The organism is Endozoicomonas sp., assembly GCF_965196975.1.
Classification (GTDB): Bacteria; Pseudomonadota; Gammaproteobacteria; order Pseudomonadales; family Endozoicomonadaceae; genus Endozoicomonas.
This window is the reverse complement of record NZ_OZ239981.1, coordinates 5912003-5930782: the sequence shown is the minus strand read 5'-3', so window position 1 is coordinate 5930782 and position 18780 is coordinate 5912003. Positions and strand designations below refer to the sequence as shown.

Here is an 18780-nt window from a genome sequence, read left to right as displayed (position 1 = left end):
GGCTATTTTTGCTCCATCAAGACCAGTTTGATCGGGCCACTTGTTTCACCATAGTTGCAATAGTCATCGGCATATTGCGAACCTTTAGGAATATACTGGAGGCGGATTTCGTCAATGCGATTATTTATTCCATACCAATCATTCTCGTCATCGAAAATGGCAAAGCAGCCTGTTGTATAAACTCTGGCCTTAGGTTTAAAAAGATACTTACTGCCAATACCAGCCATAAACACACGACGGTATGGCTGGGGATGTTTATCTGCAGGTGGTTTTTGTTCAGATCCCCAACACCCCTCATCATGATTTACATTACAACTCGCAGTCTTTTCGAAATAATCGACATATGCCCACCATGAATAGAGAGGTTTCGAATAACTATCCATGGGGTAAGTATCAAATGGGTAGCGGTATGTGTTGCTTTTGCTATTACATTCCCCTGTCTTGACATCGAAGTTTTGGCATTCAAAACGGGTATTCAACCCTTTTCTAATAGGTTCCCTATAGCTATTTCTTTGATCCCATAATAAATAGAAGTAAGGGTCGTAAACGTCATACATTTGATAAAATTCAACTTCCCAACTGTCCTCTGAGCCACCTGACTTGTTCACATCACGAGCCAGCCATTCAAATAACTGGCGTTTTTCGGGAAGGTTTTCTCCAGCAGGGTTCAAGAGCACTTTCGCCCGTACCGATGTAGGAATGTAATCCGTGGGATACTGACCGAACCAGCCAAACCACCAGCCCCAGAACTGGGAGGTGAACAGATCCCAGGTATCGACAACCAGCGGCAACATCTTGTTGGGAGAGCCGGTCACACCTGCACAAGCTGAAACGGTTACAGAGAACATATCCAGATGCTCACCCAGTACACCTGCAAAAAAGGTATTCATATCTGCTGATGTGACAGTGACATCCAGATAATCACGCTCAATATTTTTCAGGTCATAGGAGCGCTCTGCACTTTCATCCAGCCCCATGGCTTTCAGGTTGTAACGGAGGGTGTCATTACCACAGGCGCTGATACGTTTATTCTGCTCCTGTTCCGAGTCTTCCTCCTGCCCCTGGTCCGGATCCATAAAGGCACAATAAGCCGCACTTAACGCCGCAGCATCCACCGCCGTCTGAAACTGCGACTTCCGCCACATCATCAGCCCCACATCCAGGGCCAGAGCCAGAAAGCCAAACAGGACGACCATGGCTATGGCCACCAGTGGCAGTATGGCGCCGGTCATGCGCTGTTGGTTATTCATTGCCGGCCTCTCAGCATTTTCTTTTTCATTCAGGTGACCCGGACACCCTGTTCCCGGTTCTGCGAAAGAACAAGGTGTCAACCCACAGGTTACTCGCCAGACTCAATCTCAAACTCGATGTCCTCATTCAGGGCATCTTCATCCGGCTCCCGCTCACGCCAGGTTTCCAGGATCAGGCGACCGCGCTCGCCATCCATCCCGGTGACAGCCTTACCGCTGTTCTCTTCAGAGGCTCCGGGGTTGTAGCGCTGGGCGACAAAAAGATCCCGCACACTGTCCTGGCTGTATTGCACCCTCTCCGGTTCGTGATGAGGCTGCTGGTAAAAGCTGGCACAGCCGGAAAGCATCAGCAGGCTCACCACGGTAGTGATATAGCGAGTCATCATATTCCCTCCTGCTGTTCAGGGCGCAGGTCATGGCCATAGATACCAGTGGTGGTGGCCTGCTCTTCTGCCAGGGGCAGACGGCGGCCGGTGTTGCCGCTGAGGTAGAAATCCACATCCGATGGCGGAACAAAGGTATCTGTAGGCAACTGTCGTTTTTCTGCACTCAACGGTGCAGCCAGTCGTGGTGTTACCAGAATCACCAGCTCGGTCTGACCACTCTGGTACTCCTGGCTGCGGAACAGATGCCCCAGCACCGGCACATCACCCAGACCGGGAAACTTCTGTACAGCGTCACGCATGTTCTCACTGATCAGCCCGGCCACCCCGATGGTCTGACCATCCATCAATTCCACGGTGGAACGGGCGCTGCGTTTGCTCAGGTAAGGAATCACAAAGGTGCTTTGCCCCTCCTCACCGCCACCGATAACCACACTCTGGGCACTGTTCATCTCGCTGACATTGAGGTTCAGCCGCAGGTTGATACGACCGGAGTCCATAACCACGGGCAGGAAGTTCAGGCCGATGCCGTACTCCTTGAACTCTACGGTCACCGAGTTACCTTCCTGTGGCACGGGCACCGGGAACTCTCCACCGGAGATAAAGCTGGCATCCTCACCGCTAAGCGTGGTCAACGTTGGTTCGGCAAGAATCCGCGCTGTTCCGGTGTCTTTGCTCGCATCGATGTAGAGATTGAACAGGCTGTCACCACTGATAAAGTTGGCGAACAGGCCACTGGATGAAAAGTTGGCAGGGTTGGGGGTGAAGTCGCCACCGGGCCACCCTCCCACCGGGGGGACAGCCGGCAGGGTTCCGGGCACATGGGTGCCGCCGCCAGGCCCAACACCGCCAAAACTCCACTTGCCACCGTTGGTAATGCCATTGAAGTTCATATCCAGCCGTTTCATCAGGCTGCGCTGCATTTCCGCCACCTTCACTTCCAGCATCACCTGCTGGGCACCGCCCACGGTGAGCATATTGACCACCTGTTCCGGGTCGGCCACAACCCCTTCGGCAATCTTCAGGGCGGTATGCAGCCGGGCCAGGTTATCCACCTCGCCGGAGAGGATCAGTTTCTGGCCACTCATACGAACGGCAATGGATTCTTTGGGCATCACTTCGTAGAGCCTCTTTTTCAACAGGTTCAAGTCCGGTGTCACTTCAATATGCAGACGGGCCAGCAGCCGTTCCTGCTTGTCCAGTGCCATCACCGCGGTAGAACCGGTCCGTTTGCCCAGCAGAAATATACGACCACTACCCAGTACTGAAACATCCACCACCTCTGGATTGGCCACGGTGATTCTGCCCGGCGCTGACGCCAGGGAGACAATGCCAGAACCATTGACCATCAGGGTCAAATCCCGACTCCCGCCCCTGGAGACACTGCTTTCACCGGTCTGCTCAAGGGCAGACACCGTCGTGCCGGTCAGTAACAGACAGACACTGAGTAACCACTGCCAGGCAGAACGCCCGGCCACACATTTCAGGCTGCTTTTCATTGCGCCCCCCGGATAGCCACGGTCTTAAACAGACGTTAATAAACAGTTAACCGATATTACTGATTCACCCGAATCCACTGACCTTCGACACCCCGCTGAAGAATCAGCCCGGCAGGTACCGGTTTGGGTTCGGGTTTCGGGTCCACCTCGTCCGGGTTGCGCAGAGCCAGAAACAGTGCCGCACCATTAATGGCACCCGCCAGCTGCGTGGCCTCTGAGGGGGTCACGGAGAGGGTGGCGGTACTGGCCACCACCGGCTTATCGTCTTCAATGGTGGTGGCCTGATCGATGGCCAGTACTTCCCGGTTGGCCAGCAACAGGCGACTGCTGTTGCGCTCATTGGCGATTACATCCACCCGACTGCCGGGCTGCACAAAACCCGCAACCCCGCTGACATCGTTGATTCGCACGGTCATGGCGCGCATACCGGTTTGCAGGCGGTTGGCCAGCAGTGCGGAAGGCACCTGGGCACTGACCCGATCGGTGAGCAGAATCTCACCGGCAAACAGATCCACCTGGGCATACTGTCCCGCCAGGGGAGCCACTTCGATGGCGGCTTTTTGGGGCAGCAGGCTGGCCGGCACGGGCACCTGCTTCAGCAGGGTTGCGGTGATCGCTTCCCAGGCCTCAATATCTTCAGTCACGACAATGGCCATCACTTCGGTCTCTTCGGCCTCCCGTTCAACGGGTTGGGCGCTGCCCAGCCACTGCCCCAGCAGCCAGGCGCCGCCAAGGCCCATGACGGCCGACAGGGCAATCATCATCGGGGTTCGTTGCAGCATGGTTATGCTCCTGCCAGCCATGAACGACTGGTGACTTTTAAAACACCGTTTTTAAAACCAATGCCGGGATCGTCAGGCGTTGGCAGTTATTCAGTAATTCGCTATTCCGGGTGGTCAGCCCATGGGCACATTCAATGAAAACAGTGCCGGAATAAATGCCAGGTCGCCGGCGCCATAGAGCGTTATCAGCAGGCCGGAGGCGATGGCCAGACCGTAAGGGAAGTGCAGGCTGGCGGCTTCGTTTTCTGCCGGCAGCAACCAGGTGCGAGCCATCAGACAGAGCCAGTAACGGCGCAGGGAAACCACCAGCCCCCCTTTGTAGATGAGATACAGCAGCCCCAGCACGGCACCGGCGATCAGGATCGCGGCCGTGCACAGCGCGCCATCCCTGACACCCAGTACCGCACCGATGGCGGCCACCATTTTTACATCGCCAGCGCCCATGCCTTTTTTCATCAGGTAAAAAGGCAGCAGCATGGCCAGACAAAGGAACCCGCCACCCAGGGCATCCAGCAGTCCGCTGAAACCACTCAGCCAGCTATTGATCATCAGGCCGATGATAAACAGACTGAAGGTCAGCCAGTTGGGCAGTCTGCGGTAACGCAGGTCATACCAGAGGGCGGGAATAAGCGCCGCCAGAAGCAACAGGATGGGGAGCTGGTCGCTGTTGGGGGTATTCATGGCGGAGGGCTCTTGTTGTTTTGTTGTTATCGATTCGGTTGGTTTCACATCAGCTGAAGTGTTAACAGCAGAACTGTCAGGTAAGTTCGGATTCCCAGGTTTGCAGGCATAGGGGGCCTGTCTGGGAAGAGAACCCATCTCGTTATGCTGCAACACTTCAGCCTATGCATTCCCATGCAGAGCGTGGGAACGAGGTCTGGTTAGGATCCTGACTAGGGTGCAATACTTGCTTTAATAGTCTCAAGAACAGTTTTCACTTGCCCGCCTAAATCAGTGAAAGCGGTTACGACAGCTGCCGCCACCACCCCACCAGCCACTGCATACTCAACCGTGGTCAAACCATCTTCTTCCTTCAGGAAGTCGTTAACCCATTGCTTAACATTCATGAGTCTTTCTCCGTTGTTACATAACGCGAACTGCGCTCTGTGAGGCCATAGTAGAAGAGCCGCCTTGGAAAATTAACTGGCAAAAATGCCAGACAGGGTGGGGGTAATATTGACCTGGGTCAGTTTTATGGTCTGCATCGTTGCGATGGTGCTGGAAGTCTTCCGGCGGGAATAAAAACTAAGCAGGGCCGTATCAAGAAGCTGCGGCTAAAGGCAAGTCTAGCGTTTTTTGGTAACCACAAAGGACACGAAAAGCACGAAGGCTTTGAAAGATTACTTTGTGATCTTTGTGTACTTCGCGGTTCCAATGCTTGTAGGACTTTTGCAACAGCCTCTCAGTTCAATTAAAAGCAGGAAAGTTCAATTAAAAGCAGGAAGCCAGGCTGAATACCTCAGATAAAAAGCATCAGATAATGCGCAATTCCTTGGCCATGGCCACCAGATGCACCCGGTTCTCCGCCCCCAGCAGCTCCCGCAAATGGTTCAGGTGGTAGTTCACCCCTTTTTCACTGAGGTTAATCTTGCCGGCAATCTCCTTACTGCCCAGTCCGTTTGCTGTGAGCTTCAGCACATCCAGCGCCCGGTCACTGATCACCTGATGATGCAGCCAGGGATTAAACAGATAGTGAAAGTCACGCATCAGCAGGGTATGAAAATAAAAACAGGTCATCAGCAGTGCCTGCTTATGATCCTGAAGCCATAGAGCCAGTGCCTGCGGCGACAGAGGGCTGTTCAATAAGAACTGACAGTGCCAGCCGTTGCCGGTATAACCGTACACAGGCACAAATAGTTGAGAGCGTATCTGCCGGGCCATCATAAAATCCAGCACACGCCGTTCCTGAGGACTACCGCTGTCCGCCAAACTGCGCTGAAACGGCTGCCGTTCATAACAGATGCTGTGCCACATACGTGCATCGCCGTCTGTCTCCCTGAAGAACCGCTGCACAACATCAATGCCCTCTGAACTGAGGCATTGGGGGGTTCGACGAAACAGTTCCAGATTGAAATGATCGGTAGCCTGGCATTCAGTACCCGGTACCGCGTCAAATAACCCATAGTAGTGAAAATCACTGAACCCCAGCTGTTGCATACTCAGCAGAATCCGCCGGGTCAAAACCGCCAGTGTTTCTGCATCAAGAGGACTGTGCTCTGAAAGGTCAGACCATTCAGTGGGTGCACGATGGCGGTGAGAAGAATGAATAGCGCTGTCCATAAACGGCTTTTTATTGATTCACGTAAAGTATGGATGACACAAACCGCCGGATCACGCTCAAATGATCCTCATATCTTTGGCAACAGCCACCAGATGCACCCGATTCTCCGCCCCCAGCAGCTCCCGCAAATGGTTCAGGTGGTAGTTCACCCCTTTTTCACTGAGGTTAATCTTGCCGGCAATCTCCTTACTGCCCAGTCCATTTGCCGTCAGTGTCAGCACATCCAGCGCCCGGTCACTGATCATCTCGTTTATCAGCCAGGGATTGAACAGGTAGCTGTAGTCACGCATTAATAAGGAATGAAAATAGAAGCAGGCGTTAAGCAGTGATACCTGGTGATCCTTCAGCCAGCTGGCCAACTCCAGATCGGAGAGCCCGCTGTTCAGCATAAACTGACAGTGCCAACCTCTGCCCGTTAGGCCATGAACCGGCACAAACAATTGAGAATGAACATCCAGTGCGGTAAAAAAATCCTGTACCTTCCGTTGCTGCGGGATGCGGTGGTCTAGAGGTTCCCGCTGAAACAGCTGTTGAGCAGAAAAAATGCGCTCCCGAATACGGCGGTCACCACCGGTTTCCCGATGATACTGGATCAGAGTATTCACCCCCATGGTACCAATAAAACGATGCTCATGTTTCCACTGAGGCTGGTATAGGGTCTCCTGGGCTGACTCTGGCATTTCATCCAAAACCCCGTAATACAGGAATCCATTAAATCCCATCTGCTCGAAAGTCAGCCGCATCTGCCGGGTTAATATCGCTATAGGTATGGACTCAAGAGGGTTAATTTCTGACGTATCAAAGCCGGTTACTGAATTGACCAGCCAGGGGAATGAACTGTGAACCATCTGTGCGTCCATAGCGCCCCCAGAACGTTATTCTTAAAATAATGTGAGGTAGATCACAACAAAGGTGAATTACGGGGACGATATACCAGACAAACGACGATGACTCAATATTATTTATAACTGGGAGGATTACATCGTCTACGATACGCTTCCAGTGGTTCGAAAAAGCACCAATGGATACATTTTTACGGGCAACGGGAGGTATTTAGTAAAGCAGAATCCCCCGCAATGCGGGGGAGGATAACAATCAGACGAACAGAATCAGGTGCAGAGCCATACCGACAATAAACGCCCCAATCATCGGTACCGATGTTCTTTTCACCACTTCAAACGGTGAGATTTTAGCAATACCGGCACAGGCAATGACTACCGCTGCGATGGGAGACATGGAACGTCCCATGGAAGCCGCAAAGTTCATCGGCAGAAGCATGGCCACGGCAGGAACGCCGAAGCTCTTGGCTACGTCTGGAGCCAGAGTCGCAAATGACAGGAATGCCGCATTTCCAGACCCCATCATAATGGCAGCAATGGCAATCAGCGTGGCCATAAACAGCGTCATGGCGGAAGCCCCGATACCCAGTCCCTGGGCAGAACCCAACAGGGAGTCGATGGCACCGATATGCTTCAGACCCGTGGCAAAAATTTCAGCACCGATAATCAGACCAACCACCGGACCAAATACCGCCCCCATACCATTCAGGAAGTGATCAAAGCCCTCAAGAGACTCTTTCATTTTCCGTGAACGGATCACTTCACAGAGCATGCCGGCAAATACGCTGATCAACATGGCCATGACGAGATTCATTTTGATGGACGACACCATCATTTTAGAAAAGATCAACAGCAGGAAGAAAGGAATCATGGGCAGCAGTGCATAGAATGCAGGGGCTGGTTCTTTCTTCTCATCGTCAGAACGTTCGATGCCTTCACCGACATGCTCTGCAGCAATATAGCCCTCTTTCAGGTCACAGCGACGCTGCCATACGAAATGAAGGGCTGCAGCCACCAGGGCCATAGGCACAGTAATCCAGGCCTGATAGCCCAGGAAGTATTCGGTAATCTCCAGTCCGGACTGGCTGGCAGCAAAGTTGGCATTAACCTGAGTCACACCGATTTCAAACGCCGCAGGAGAAGCAATAACGGCAACCGCCGAGGCCGGGCTCAAACCGATATTTCTCAGCACTGGATACAGTGTCACCATCAGCAGCAGACCAAGTCCAGTTGCAGAGGTTACAAACATCTGAAGTACTACACTCAGCAGATAGCACAGCGCAAGAACCATATAGGGAGAACGGAAACGGCTGATCGGCTTAACGGCCAGTCGAACCAGGGCTTCTGAAGCACCGATGTGTGACATGTAGCTGGCAAAACCACCACAGGCCATAATGGTCAGACCCAGGCTGGCCATACGGTAGCTGAACACCGAGTTCATCAGTTCAAACAGGTCAAAAGGCATAAAGCCAGTGGCCTTGGCCGCAGGCAGGATATCTTTTACCCCCATCAACGCTGCGGCACTCAGCAAGACAATGCCGGCAATGGCCAGCGAGGCCGACGCGCTGTAGTTCTTCACGATGGCGTATATAACCAGTGCAACCACTGGTATGACGATGAGTATATCCACACGAAACCCTGAAAATGCTTAAATTTCGTGCAGATTATTTCTTGTACTAATGTTTGTAATTGACCAGTGTCAAACAATGATCTAGTACTTTTTTTAAACAATTCCGACAGTCGTTATGACCGAACTCTCAAAGCGGAAAGCACTGATAGCCAACAAAAAAACACAGGTAAACTCATTATTTTCAAACTCTGCACATTTTTTGCTAAAGCTATGGTTTCAGAAACGACTATGGGTTTATAATCAGCCGCACATGGAGAGTAGTCGTAACAACATCCGTGCCAACACTGAGCCGCCTGCGGTTGATCCTTCTGTAGAAACTCATAAGTTTCACCTGCAGCCTCCACGGACAACGAAGTAAAGGTATACGGTTGCCTATGAAGCCTTCCTTACAGCTCAAGATGGGCCAGCAGTTGACCATGACGCCTCAACTGCAACAGGCCATCCGACTGCTACAGCTATCGACACTGGATCTTCAGCAGGAGATTCAGGAAGCTCTGGAATCCAACCCCATGCTGGAGTCCGAAGATAGCCAGACAGAGGACACATCCACCAGCAGTGAAGGAAAGGAAGAACTCGTTGATCTGAGTGAAGCAGCCTCAGAACCTGAGCCGCAGGAGATGGCGGAATGGTCAGAAAGCATTCCAAACGAGCTGCCCGTCGACTCAGCATGGGACGACGTATACTCCAGCCTGCCCGCCAGCAGTGGCGACGATGATTATGACCCCCTGGCGAAATCATCTTCTGTAGAGTCTCTTCAGGATCATCTGGAGTGGCAACTGGATATGGTACCCATGAGTGACCGGGACCGGCTGATTGGCCTTGCCATCATTGAAGCCATTAATCCGGATGGCTATTTAACCTGCTCACTGGATGACCTGTTTGTGTCACTTCAATCCCAGCTGGAAGAGCTGGAGATCGAAGAGGTAAACGTGCTGCAACATCGGGTTCAACAATTCGATCCTGTGGGTTGTGGCAGTTCAGACCTTAAAGAATGCCTGCTGGTCCAGCTCCGTCAGCTTCCCCCATCAACACCTCATTTCAAAAATGCCGAAAAACTGATCACACTTCACCTTGAGTCGCTTGGCACCCGTGACTATGCACGAATCATGCGCAGGGCCAAACTGAAGGAAGACCAGCTGCGTGAAGCCCTCAGCCTGATTCAAAGCTTCAACCCAAAACCTGGCAGCACGATTGATCAGACAGAAGCAGAGTACGTGGTTCCGGATATATCCGTCCGTAAAATCAAGGAACGATGGACTGTCGAACTGAATTCGGATGCACTCCCCAAACTGCGCATTAATAATAATTACGCTTCCATGGTTCAAAGAGCCAATAACAGCCGCGACAATGTGTTCATGAAGAACCACCTGCAGGAAGCCCGCTGGTTTTTGAAAAACCTGCAAAGCCGCAATGAAACGCTGATGAAAGTCGCCAGTCAGATTATCGCCTATCAGCAGGAGTTTCTTGAAAAGGGTGATGAAGCCATGAAGCCCCTGGTGCTGGCGGATATCGCCGAGGCAGTCGGTATGCATGAATCCACCATTTCCCGGGTCACCACCCAGAAGTACATGCATACCCCTCGGGGCGTCTACGAACTCAAGTACTTTTTCTCCAGCCATGTCAGCACAACGGAAGGTGGTGAATGTTCGTCCACAGCGATTCGAGCCCATATCCGCAAGCTCATTGCTGAGGAAACACCACGCAAACCGCTCAGTGATAATAAAATTGCGGCCATACTGGGAGAACAGGGAATCAAGGTAGCCAGGCGAACCATTGCCAAATACCGTGAGTCCATGAATATCCCTCCATCCAATGAGCGAAAGCAGTTAGTCCCCTGAGAATCATAAAGGTCTTGTAAAAGATAAGGTGATGTACAGGACAAAAAGCAGTTTTTTTTGTCTCAGGGCATTCCAAGCTGCATTGACAGTGTTAGAATCGAAGTTAACCAGTTTGAAAAATCCCGCGGACTGGTGATTATCTGGATAATGGGATCAGGAGAGCGTTACATGCAAGTCAACATCAGTGGACATCATGTCGAGGTAACAGAAGCTCTGCACGACTATGTGATCAAGAAACTGGAACGTCTTGCTTCGCATTTTGACCATATCACCAATGTACAGGTGACCCTGAGTGTAGAAAAGCTGGCGCAGAAAGCAGAAGCCATTCTGCATACCCGCGGAGCCGAGATTAATGCGACCGCCGAGCACGAAGACATGTACGCAGCCATTGACCTGCTCTCGGACAAATTGGATCGGCAGCTGGTTAAACAGAAAGAGAAAGCCTTAAACAGGCAACAGGGCGCCAGTGGCCATGCCCTTTGATTTTTCAGGTTGCCATTCTTATTTAGCATGATGATTCATCGCATCCTAACCCCCGAGCGCACCCTTGACGGTGTGCACGGGGCCAGCAAAAAGAAAATTCTGGAATATATCGCTGACCGCATCAGCAGTGAAGTCCCCGAAATCAATGCCAAAGAACTGTTTGAAGCCCTGGTTTCACGGGAGCGTCTTGGCACCACGGGACTGGGATCAGGTGTGGCTATCCCGCACTGCCGCTGTAAAGCCTGTCCGGAGCCGGTTGGCCTATTTATACGACTTGCGGAACCCGTTGACTTTGACTCAGTGGATCGTAAGCCAGTTGATCTGGTTTTCGCATTGATCGTACCAGAGGGGGAAAATCAGGAACATCTGGAGATTTTGAAAGCACTGGCAGAAAAGTTTCATTCCGAAGCTCTTCTTCACACCATTCGTCAAGCAGCTGATGCACAGACATTATACAAAAATTTGTGCTCCTGACCCCTGTTCTTCTTAACTATGAATACATCCCCCTAGAAGCCAGCATTTTCAGTCAGGATTAATCGAGCTACAGACTCCATAAAAAAGCCGCTTACTGGAAGCGGCTTTTTTTTATGATGCTCTCCTATTAACTTCTGTAGGACTTTCGCATTGACAGGCAGCTGTAAAAATTGCTAGATCAGCAAAAAATAGCGGATGTCGTCGTGCGTAGAAAGATAACAAGACCTACAACAGCTGGGTGTGATTTGCCGAAATATACAGGGTTTCTATTGTGTGAGCCGAAATCAGCAACCTGTACTCGCCTTAGTGAGATCGGAGATATGTCACACCACAGCGTTAACCGTTTTCTACAACGTGAAGACTTTGCTCCCAATGACCTTTTCATGGAAGTAGCCGCAAGGCTGATTCTTGATGGGGGCACGCTATCGGTTGATGATACGGTGCTGGATAAGCCGTACAGTAACTACACGGCATTCATCGGCTATCATTACTCGGGCAAGCATCATAAAGCCGTCAAGGGCATTAATCTCATAACGCTCTATTACACCGATATCAAAGGCTATAGCCTTCCTGTCAATTTCCGCATCTATGACTCTGCGGACGGAAAGTCCAAAAATGATTATTTTCTCGAGATGCTGAAAGAAGTACTTGTATGGGGCTTACGACCTGCATTTGTTACGGGGGATTCCTGGTATAGCAGTGCCGCAAACCTGAAGACTGTGAAAAACAACGGTCTGGGTTTTATGTTTGCCGTTAAAAGCAACCGTACTGTTTCTATCCAAAAGGGTGACTACCAACAAGTGCAGAGCCTGGAGATTCCTGAAGAGGGAATAACCGTTTGGCTACGTAATTTTGGTTCTGTGCGTTTGTACCGGACGCGGCTAAAAAACGAGCTGCGCCATTACGTCGTCTACACACCCCATGCTGGATCAGAGGTATCACCACAGGTAGGCTTTAATGAACTTCACCTGCACCATTGGGCGATCGAAGAGTATCACCGGGCGCTGAAACAACTCTGCAGTATTGAGCGCTTTCAGGTGAGAGGAAAGCAGCAGGTCAGGAACCATATTTTTGCCTCTATCTTTGGGTATGCCTGCCTTCAGGCCAAGAAAGTATCTGAATCTCTCAGTAGCATCTATCGCGTTAAGAATGATGCGCTCAAGGATGCTATTTGGGACTTCATTAAGAGCTTCTCTGATGGTAAAGACTGGCTGAGACCATCTTTTATCAGAGCTGTCAATGCGTAAGTTCTATTCTGGTCTCAATTGGACGCAGGTGAGGGAATTGAGTCAGTATATCTTCACTCAGGCTTAACTTTTCAGAATGCCTTCGCATAGTTGGTAAAGTATAAGAGTAACTGTTCATACTCGTCTGGCTAATTACATCATCATCATCCAATGAATGCGGGACTTCATCACCAACATAGAACGTGGAAGGTTGATAGCGCTTTAGGACAGCCTCATGCTTTGCAACTTGCTTTTCAGCAATATCAGCGAATTTCATTTTTTCAGTGACTTCCGCTTCTAATTGCCCCTTTTGAGTTAAAGCCTCTGCCAGTTCATTGGCAAAACGAGTTCGAGTGCCTGATTTACTGGTTACTTCTGCTTCTGCTCTAACTATCTCTGCTTCCAGACCATCTCCCTTACTAACCTCGTCTTGAAGCATCTTTGTAACTTTAGTCTTAGTATCGGTTTTAGCCTGTACTCGAAGCTCCTCATTAAAAAGCTTGAGAGCTTCAGACGTAGGCTTGCCTGCCATGTTTGTACCAAAGTCTGGATTGTTGATCTCCACAATCATGCCTTGATACTTTTCCAACTTTGCCTTGTGCTCACTAAAATCAGCCTCTGCTTTATGCAGCATCTGAATGGCTGCACTTTCCTTAGCTTTCGCGTCTTCGAGTGATTCAGCAATTTGACTAATCCTTGTTGATAGAAGCTCTATCTCTTCTTGTTTATGCTCAGCAACTCGTTTGCATTCAGCCTCCTCAAGTTGATAAGTTCGAATTTCAGTCTGGATCGCTTCTACTAGTTCACTTTCAGTAGTTTCTGCAGCAACCTTCAGTGTTTGTTTACTTGCTCCAGTAGAATTTTTACTTGACTCACGATCAGCTTTTATTCGTAACTATTCAGCACCCAGCAAAGGCGTATTGTTGTAATTTCGAACCGCTTTAAGAAGCGCCTGAAATATGTTCAACCCCTGCTTTTTAGCAGATGATAAATAGCTTCGGATTCGGGTAAACATGGTACCTCCGTCTTCACTTCTGAAGCAGCCTGAGATCTTCTGCTTAAGTTTGGCCATCCTGGCATCACGTTCACTGCCATTGTTATCGAAGGGAATTGAAAAGTCCGACATGAAGCGCAACGTTTCAACCTTAAACTCAATAAGCCTTTTGAACAGGTTGTAGGCCTTGGTATTCCTGACCTTCTTACGTCCAAGCACCTGTCGTTGTTTTTCCATATAAGCGGTTTCCTTCGTGAGAGCCCTTTGAAGGATTTGGTCGTATATCGTCTCAATGCGAAGCTGTATTGCACCAGGCATTTGAGTCAGACCGGCTGCTTTGTATTTCTTGCAGAAGTGCCAGGAGAGCGTAAGCAATTTCATCAGCCGCAGAGCCAGCTTATTCGCATCCCTATCGACAACTCCCTGAAGCTCTCTCAGATGATGGGCATTACAAAGCACATGCACTGCCGCATAGGCAAAGTAGGACTTCCAATGATCGTGAACCAGAATGCCTGCAAAAGTCAGCAGGATGCCCATTGCATCCATTGCTTCACAACCTCGCCTTTCTGAGAGGTAGTAAAGCGTCCATTGGTCATCTCGCATAATGTGTAACCACCACAGTGAACCGTCAACCCGCATGCCAGTTTCATCCGCTCCTGCAACCGGACTTTCTTGTAAAGCATCGCGGATACTCTGCTCAGTAGAGGCCAGGTTCTCATGGGTATAGGCAACAAAATTGGCAACAGAGCCTGCGCTGACACTCATGCAATAAATAGTATTGAAATACTCAGACACCCGGTGATATGGGATGAAGTGATACTGGTTTAAATGAACAGCCATTGCCTGAGTCACTTCTCCGTATTGAGCAGCGGCTTTCACTCCTTGGGGAAACTCAGCGGTGTTCCGTTTACCACAAGGACATACTTTAACGTCTGCCCAGTACGCGGTAACTTCAAATTCTCCGGGTCTACCTGGATCAAAAACCTGTCGCTCAATGTATTTGGTGGGTTTAATATCGATAAGCGAAGACTGGCAACAGCAACATTTTTCAACCTTCAGATGCCTGACATAATCGGGTAAGGCGACACGTCTCAAACAAGAGCCTTGATGACCTTTCTGGCCACCTGGTTTATTGCCTGAAGATGGTCTAAGGCTTTTGGGGTTCGGTGTTTCCTGTGAGGAGCAGGGGGCTTCTTTGGAAGATGTATCACCTTTATCACTCCCTTTTTTACTGGGCTTTTGATAACCATCTGACGATGGTGGCTTACTACTGTTTTGACTGTTTTTATTAACCCTTTCTTCCAGTTCGCTGCAACGTTCCCGTAAAAGCGCATTCTCGGTCCGAAGCTCTTCATTCTCTTTAAGGAGAGCTTCGGTAAACGGAGTAGCTGGGAAGTCTGGTTCCATACTGGAGATTTGTTAGAAAAATTGAGTATAAGATGATGGTCGAAAAATCAGAAAATTCCAGATTTATATGAAGGGTGCTGAATAGTTACTTTTATTCTTTTCTCTTTCTCAAGTTTAGCTTCTAGCATCTCAACTTTTTGCTTTTGACGCTCATAAGCTGCAACAGCTTTCTTTTCTTTGGCCTCAGCCTTAGAAAGATCTTTCATTTTTGCAGTGTGGTCAGTCATTAAAGTCTGAACCGATTCAGAAACCTCAATTTTTCTCGAAAACAGGCTCTTAAAGTTTTTGAATGCAGATGGAATAGTCTCCGTAAAAAATGGTTTTACACGATCAGAAAAGAATTTTCTAATCGTCCATCTCCACCCTTTTCCAGACTCACTGCTCATGACCTCCTGATCCTGTGCATCAGATAATTCAGGCATAGATTGAGTTGATTGAAGGGGTGTGTAAAAAGTTGAGTTTGAGACATCATTTCCTGTAGACATATCACTACTCCTTGTTGACATGTTAAGTCGTTCAATATACTGAATACTCTTCAATAGTTTTGAACTTATAAAGTTATCATTATTTTTTTATCACCCAGAATAATCAGACTTAAACAACCGTTTAATCCCCCCTGAATAAACCGAGCAGGAGTACAATAACGCCATCAACAGGAAAAGTTCAAAACAACGCTGTTAGAATTACTAACAAATAAATCTCACTTATTAAATAGAATTAAACATTTCTTCAAACTTCAAATAGACGCACCTCAACAGTTCTACACTAGCGATCTATCATTTTCTTTCTCACATAACTATTGGTGATGGTGATCTTCCCTACCTGAATAGACTCCATTTTCTGGAGGACTGAGAACTTTCTTAGCTACAAGCTAAGAATTCGGAATATACTCTGGACCTTCAAAACACACTAAATAAACCTTACCTACCCTCCCAAGATGGATGCTATCTTTTGCTTATAAAGCTAACATCATAAAATGCAGATAACCTATTACAACCAGCACAGATAACAGAGACACGTAAAATAGAAGGGAACCACCATGAAACTCGTCATCATCAGTGGTCGATCCGGCTCAGGAAAAAGCTCAGTCCTCCACACATTGGAGGATGAAGGCTTCTATTGTGTCGACAATCTTCCAGCCAGCATGTTGAGTCAACTGCCAGATACCCTGAAAGGCCATCATTCAGAGCCACCCAAAATGGCGGTTAGCATTGATGTCAGGAACTTACCCGGAGCCCTTGATAATTTTTCAGAGTTACTTGCCACTCTGAGAACCAAAGGTATCGACTGTCAGGTGCTGTATCTTGATACCGGCAGCGAAAAGCTGGTTAGCCGTTATAGCTCCACTCGACGGAAACACCCTCTCAGCAACGACCAGATCTCTCTCAGAGAAGCCATTGAGATCGAGAAAAAACTGCTAAAGCCCGTTCTTATCGAAGCAGACCTCAAAATTGACACCACTCCGCTATCAGTTCACCAAATTCGTGATCTGATCAAACAGGAGTATTGTGGTGATGAAAAGAGTGGCATGACCGTTCTCTTTCAATCCTTTGGATTTAAGAATGGCATACCTTCCGATGCAGACTTTATCTTTGATGTTCGTTGCCTCCCCAACCCGTTTTGGGATGAATCCCTAAGAGATTACACGGGCCTTGAGGAACCGGTGATCGACTTTCTTAAGGATGAGTCCATTGTCATTGAGATGGTTGATGATATCAGTGTCTTTGTCGAAAAATGGCTCCCCCGCTTTGAGTCTGCCCAACGCAGTTATATGACCATTGCCATTGGTTGCACTGGAGGCCAGCATCGCTCGGTCTATATTTGTAAAACATTGGGTGAACTGTTCGCCAGTAAACTGGAACGGGTTCAGGTCAGACACAGAGAGCTTCACGAATAATGATTACATATCGAAAAAAAATTATTAACAAATTGGGGCTGCATGCACGAGCAGCATCCAAGTTTGTCTCAACATCGTCCGCTTTTGCCAGTCAGATCGAAATTGGATTTAATGGCCGTAAAGTCGATGGTAAGAGTATTATGGCGGTCATGATGCTGGCAGCAGGGCAAGGTTCGGAGCTCGAGCTTCATTGCGACGGTCATGATGAAGAGGCGGCGTGCCTTGCACTGTGTGAGCTCATTGATGACCGCTTTGGTGAAGAAGAGTAACTGGCGCCCCTTATCAAGTGGTAGCCGCTGTACATACAATAAGAGACCACTCTCCATTTTCTCTGGCCATCCGCTTTTGCACCGGATAACCAGAATCCAGTCAGGCAGATTATAATGGCCCAGCAGCTGCAATTGAGCATCGGTGAAGCCGAGCTGAAAAAACTGAATGATGCTCTTGAGCACGGTGTTTCTGCAGATTTGCGCACCATGCTTAATACATTGCCCCCTGCTGACACAGCACATCTACTGGAATCATCTCCGCCAAAACTGCGCAGTCTGTTATGGCGACTGGTTGATCGTGACCAGGAAGGTGACGTACTTCAGGAACTGAGTGAAGAAGTACGTCAGTTCTTTCTTGATCAGATGAACATTGCCGAACTGAAGGCAATCACCGAAGGTCAGGATGTTGATGACATAGCAGACCTTCTGCAGCAGCTGCCTGACACCATCACCCGACAGGTTCTGGACTCCATGAACAGCCAGGACCGGCAGCGAGTTGAAGTGGTTCTGGCCTATCCGGAAGACTCCGCCGGCGGGTTGATGAACACCGACACCATCACGGTGCGCCCCAATAACACCGTTGATGTTGTACTTCGCTACCTCCGTCGCCACGAGGGCATTCCCGATACCACTGACAGCCTGCTGGTCGTTAACCGCCGTGATGAATACATTGGCCGCCTGCCCCTTACCTTGCTGCTGACAACTGAACCAAGTGCTACTGTCAGGGAGGTGATGTTAACCGACCTGGACCCTATTCCTGCAGACATGGAGGATACTCAGGTAGCCCAGCTGTTTGAGCGACAGGATCTGATTTCCGCACCTGTGGTTAACGAAAACGGCAAACTGCTTGGGCGGATCACCATTGATGATGTCGTTGATGTTATCCGGGAAGAGGCTGAACACTCCATGATGAGTATGGCCGGTCTGGATGACGATGAAGATACGTTCGCTCCGGCACTGAGAACAGCAAGGCGCCGGGCTGTCTGGCTGGGTTTCAACCTGATTACCGCATTTATTGCCGCATCGGTTATAGGTCTTTTTCAGGAAACCATTGATAAAGTGGTGGCTCTGGCGGTACTGATGCCAATTGTTGCAGGGATGGGGGGAAATGCTGGCAGCCAAGCTCTGACTCTGGTGATACGAGGGATGGCACTGGGACAAATCAGTAAGACAAACCTGAAGTGGCTGCTAAGCCGGGAGCTGGTTGCCGGTTTTTTAAATGGATTGTTGTGGGCAACACTGGTCGCCACCATCGCCTGGTTCTGGTTTGATGATCCGATTATCTCGCTGGTGATCGCCTGCGCCATGGTGATTAATTTAAGTGTTGCCGTTATCACCGGTGCTATGCTGCCGGTCCTACTGAAATCGTTGAATATTGATCCGGCCCTGGCTGGCAGTATTATCCTCACTACTATTTCCGATGTGGTGGGATTTTTCTCATTCCTTGGACTGGCAACCGTTTTCTATGGGTAGACTTGAACCAATCCCACCTTCTAAACATGAACTGCTCGATATCATATTTAGAAGG

19 protein-coding genes are annotated in these 18780 nt (G+C 49.4%); 7 read left to right on the top strand and 12 right to left on the bottom strand.

The genetic code is table 11. The features are described from left to right. Positions 1-2: 2 nt before the first annotated feature. The 9 genes from ACOCLE_RS26215 to dcuC form a co-directional block, all read right to left on the bottom strand. Complete coding sequence (locus ACOCLE_RS26215; RefSeq protein WP_419534914.1) at positions 3-1196, bottom strand: pilus assembly protein TadG-related protein; 1194 nt, start codon at positions 1194-1196, stop codon at positions 3-5. A 143-nt stretch (positions 1197-1339) separates the two neighbouring features. Then, positions 1340-1636, bottom strand: coding sequence for a hypothetical protein (locus ACOCLE_RS26210; RefSeq protein WP_419534913.1), 297 nt, complete (start codon positions 1634-1636; stop codon positions 1340-1342). Continuing rightward, entirely contained in the window at positions 1633-3132 is a 1500-nt protein-coding gene (locus tag ACOCLE_RS26205) for a type II and III secretion system protein family protein (protein ID WP_419534912.1), read from the bottom strand. Before ACOCLE_RS26205 ends, ACOCLE_RS26210 begins: the two co-directional genes overlap by 4 nt. A gap of 56 nt (positions 3133-3188) precedes the next feature. Beyond that, positions 3189-3935, bottom strand: coding sequence for a Flp pilus assembly protein CpaB (gene cpaB / locus ACOCLE_RS26200; protein WP_419534911.1), 747 nt, complete (start codon positions 3933-3935; stop codon positions 3189-3191). 93 nt (positions 3936-4028) lie between these two features. Beyond that, on the bottom strand, positions 4029-4595 hold the full coding sequence (locus ACOCLE_RS26195) for an A24 family peptidase (RefSeq protein ID WP_419534910.1): 567 nt from the start codon (positions 4593-4595) through the stop codon (positions 4029-4031). A 212-nt stretch (positions 4596-4807) separates the two neighbouring features. After that, positions 4808-4981 (bottom strand): Flp family type IVb pilin, encoded by a 174-nt coding sequence (locus ACOCLE_RS26190; protein WP_419534909.1) that lies wholly within the window; start codon positions 4979-4981, stop codon positions 4808-4810. A 406-nt stretch (positions 4982-5387) separates the two neighbouring features. Next, the gene (locus tag ACOCLE_RS26185; RefSeq protein ID WP_419534908.1) at positions 5388-6194 is read right to left on the bottom strand and encodes a response regulator transcription factor; all 807 of its coding nucleotides are present in this window, start codon (positions 6192-6194) and stop codon (positions 5388-5390) included. A 57-nt stretch (positions 6195-6251) separates the two neighbouring features. Continuing rightward, a complete protein-coding gene (locus ACOCLE_RS26180) occupies positions 6252-7055 on the bottom strand; it encodes a response regulator transcription factor (RefSeq protein WP_419534907.1) in 804 nt (267 codons plus the stop codon). 235 nt (positions 7056-7290) lie between these two features. Beyond that, entirely contained in the window at positions 7291-8664 is a 1374-nt protein-coding gene (gene dcuC / locus ACOCLE_RS26175) for a C4-dicarboxylate transporter DcuC (protein ID WP_419534906.1), read from the bottom strand. A gap of 374 nt (positions 8665-9038) precedes the next feature. Here dcuC and ACOCLE_RS26170 point away from each other — a divergent pair, with 374 nt between their 5' ends. The 4 genes from ACOCLE_RS26170 to ACOCLE_RS26155 all read left to right on the top strand — a co-directional run bounded on the left by ACOCLE_RS26170 (position 9039) and on the right by ACOCLE_RS26155 (position 12706). Then, entirely contained in the window at positions 9039-10502 is a 1464-nt protein-coding gene (locus ACOCLE_RS26170) for an RNA polymerase factor sigma-54 (protein WP_419534905.1), read from the top strand. Between the two features lie 168 nt (positions 10503-10670). Continuing rightward, positions 10671-10985 (top strand): ribosome hibernation-promoting factor, HPF/YfiA family, encoded by a 315-nt coding sequence (hpf, locus tag ACOCLE_RS26165; RefSeq protein WP_419534904.1) that lies wholly within the window; start codon positions 10671-10673, stop codon positions 10983-10985. Between the two features lie 27 nt (positions 10986-11012). After that, a complete protein-coding gene (locus tag ACOCLE_RS26160) occupies positions 11013-11459 on the top strand; it encodes a PTS sugar transporter subunit IIA (protein ID WP_419534903.1) in 447 nt (148 codons plus the stop codon). A gap of 203 nt (positions 11460-11662) precedes the next feature. Next, complete coding sequence (locus ACOCLE_RS26155; RefSeq protein WP_419533005.1) at positions 11663-12706, top strand: transposase; 1044 nt, start codon at positions 11663-11665, stop codon at positions 12704-12706. Here ACOCLE_RS26155 and ACOCLE_RS26150 read toward each other — a convergent pair. The 3 genes from ACOCLE_RS26150 to ACOCLE_RS26140 all read right to left on the bottom strand — a co-directional run bounded on the left by ACOCLE_RS26150 (position 12696) and on the right by ACOCLE_RS26140 (position 15571). Further along, on the bottom strand, positions 12696-13319 hold the full coding sequence (locus ACOCLE_RS26150) for a hypothetical protein (RefSeq protein WP_419534902.1): 624 nt from the start codon (positions 13317-13319) through the stop codon (positions 12696-12698). The genes ACOCLE_RS26155 and ACOCLE_RS26150 overlap by 11 nt on opposite strands. 261 nt (positions 13320-13580) lie before the next feature. Continuing rightward, positions 13581-15086 carry an IS66 family transposase gene (tnpC, locus tag ACOCLE_RS26145; protein WP_419532963.1) on the bottom strand — a complete coding sequence of 502 codons (1506 nt, stop codon included), beginning with the start codon at positions 15084-15086 and terminating at the stop codon, positions 13581-13583. 47 nt (positions 15087-15133) lie between these two features. Continuing rightward, positions 15134-15571, bottom strand: coding sequence for a hypothetical protein (locus tag ACOCLE_RS26140; protein ID WP_419534901.1), 438 nt, complete (start codon positions 15569-15571; stop codon positions 15134-15136). Positions 15572-16125: 554 nt separating this feature from the next. Between ACOCLE_RS26140 and rapZ the strand changes: the two genes are divergently transcribed. The 3 genes from rapZ (at position 16126) to mgtE (ending at position 18725) form a co-directional block, all read left to right on the top strand. Beyond that, complete coding sequence (gene rapZ / locus ACOCLE_RS26135; RefSeq protein ID WP_419534900.1) at positions 16126-16983, top strand: RNase adapter RapZ; 858 nt, start codon at positions 16126-16128, stop codon at positions 16981-16983. After that, on the top strand, positions 16983-17252 hold the full coding sequence (locus ACOCLE_RS26130) for an HPr family phosphocarrier protein (RefSeq protein ID WP_066016746.1): 270 nt from the start codon (positions 16983-16985) through the stop codon (positions 17250-17252). The genes rapZ and ACOCLE_RS26130 overlap by 1 nt, the downstream gene beginning before the upstream one ends. Positions 17253-17366: 114 nt before the next feature. Then, positions 17367-18725: a magnesium transporter gene (gene mgtE, locus ACOCLE_RS26125; protein ID WP_419534899.1), complete on the top strand. Its 1359-nt coding sequence runs from the start codon at positions 17367-17369 to the stop codon at positions 18723-18725. The last annotated feature ends 55 nt before the right edge of the window (positions 18726-18780 follow it).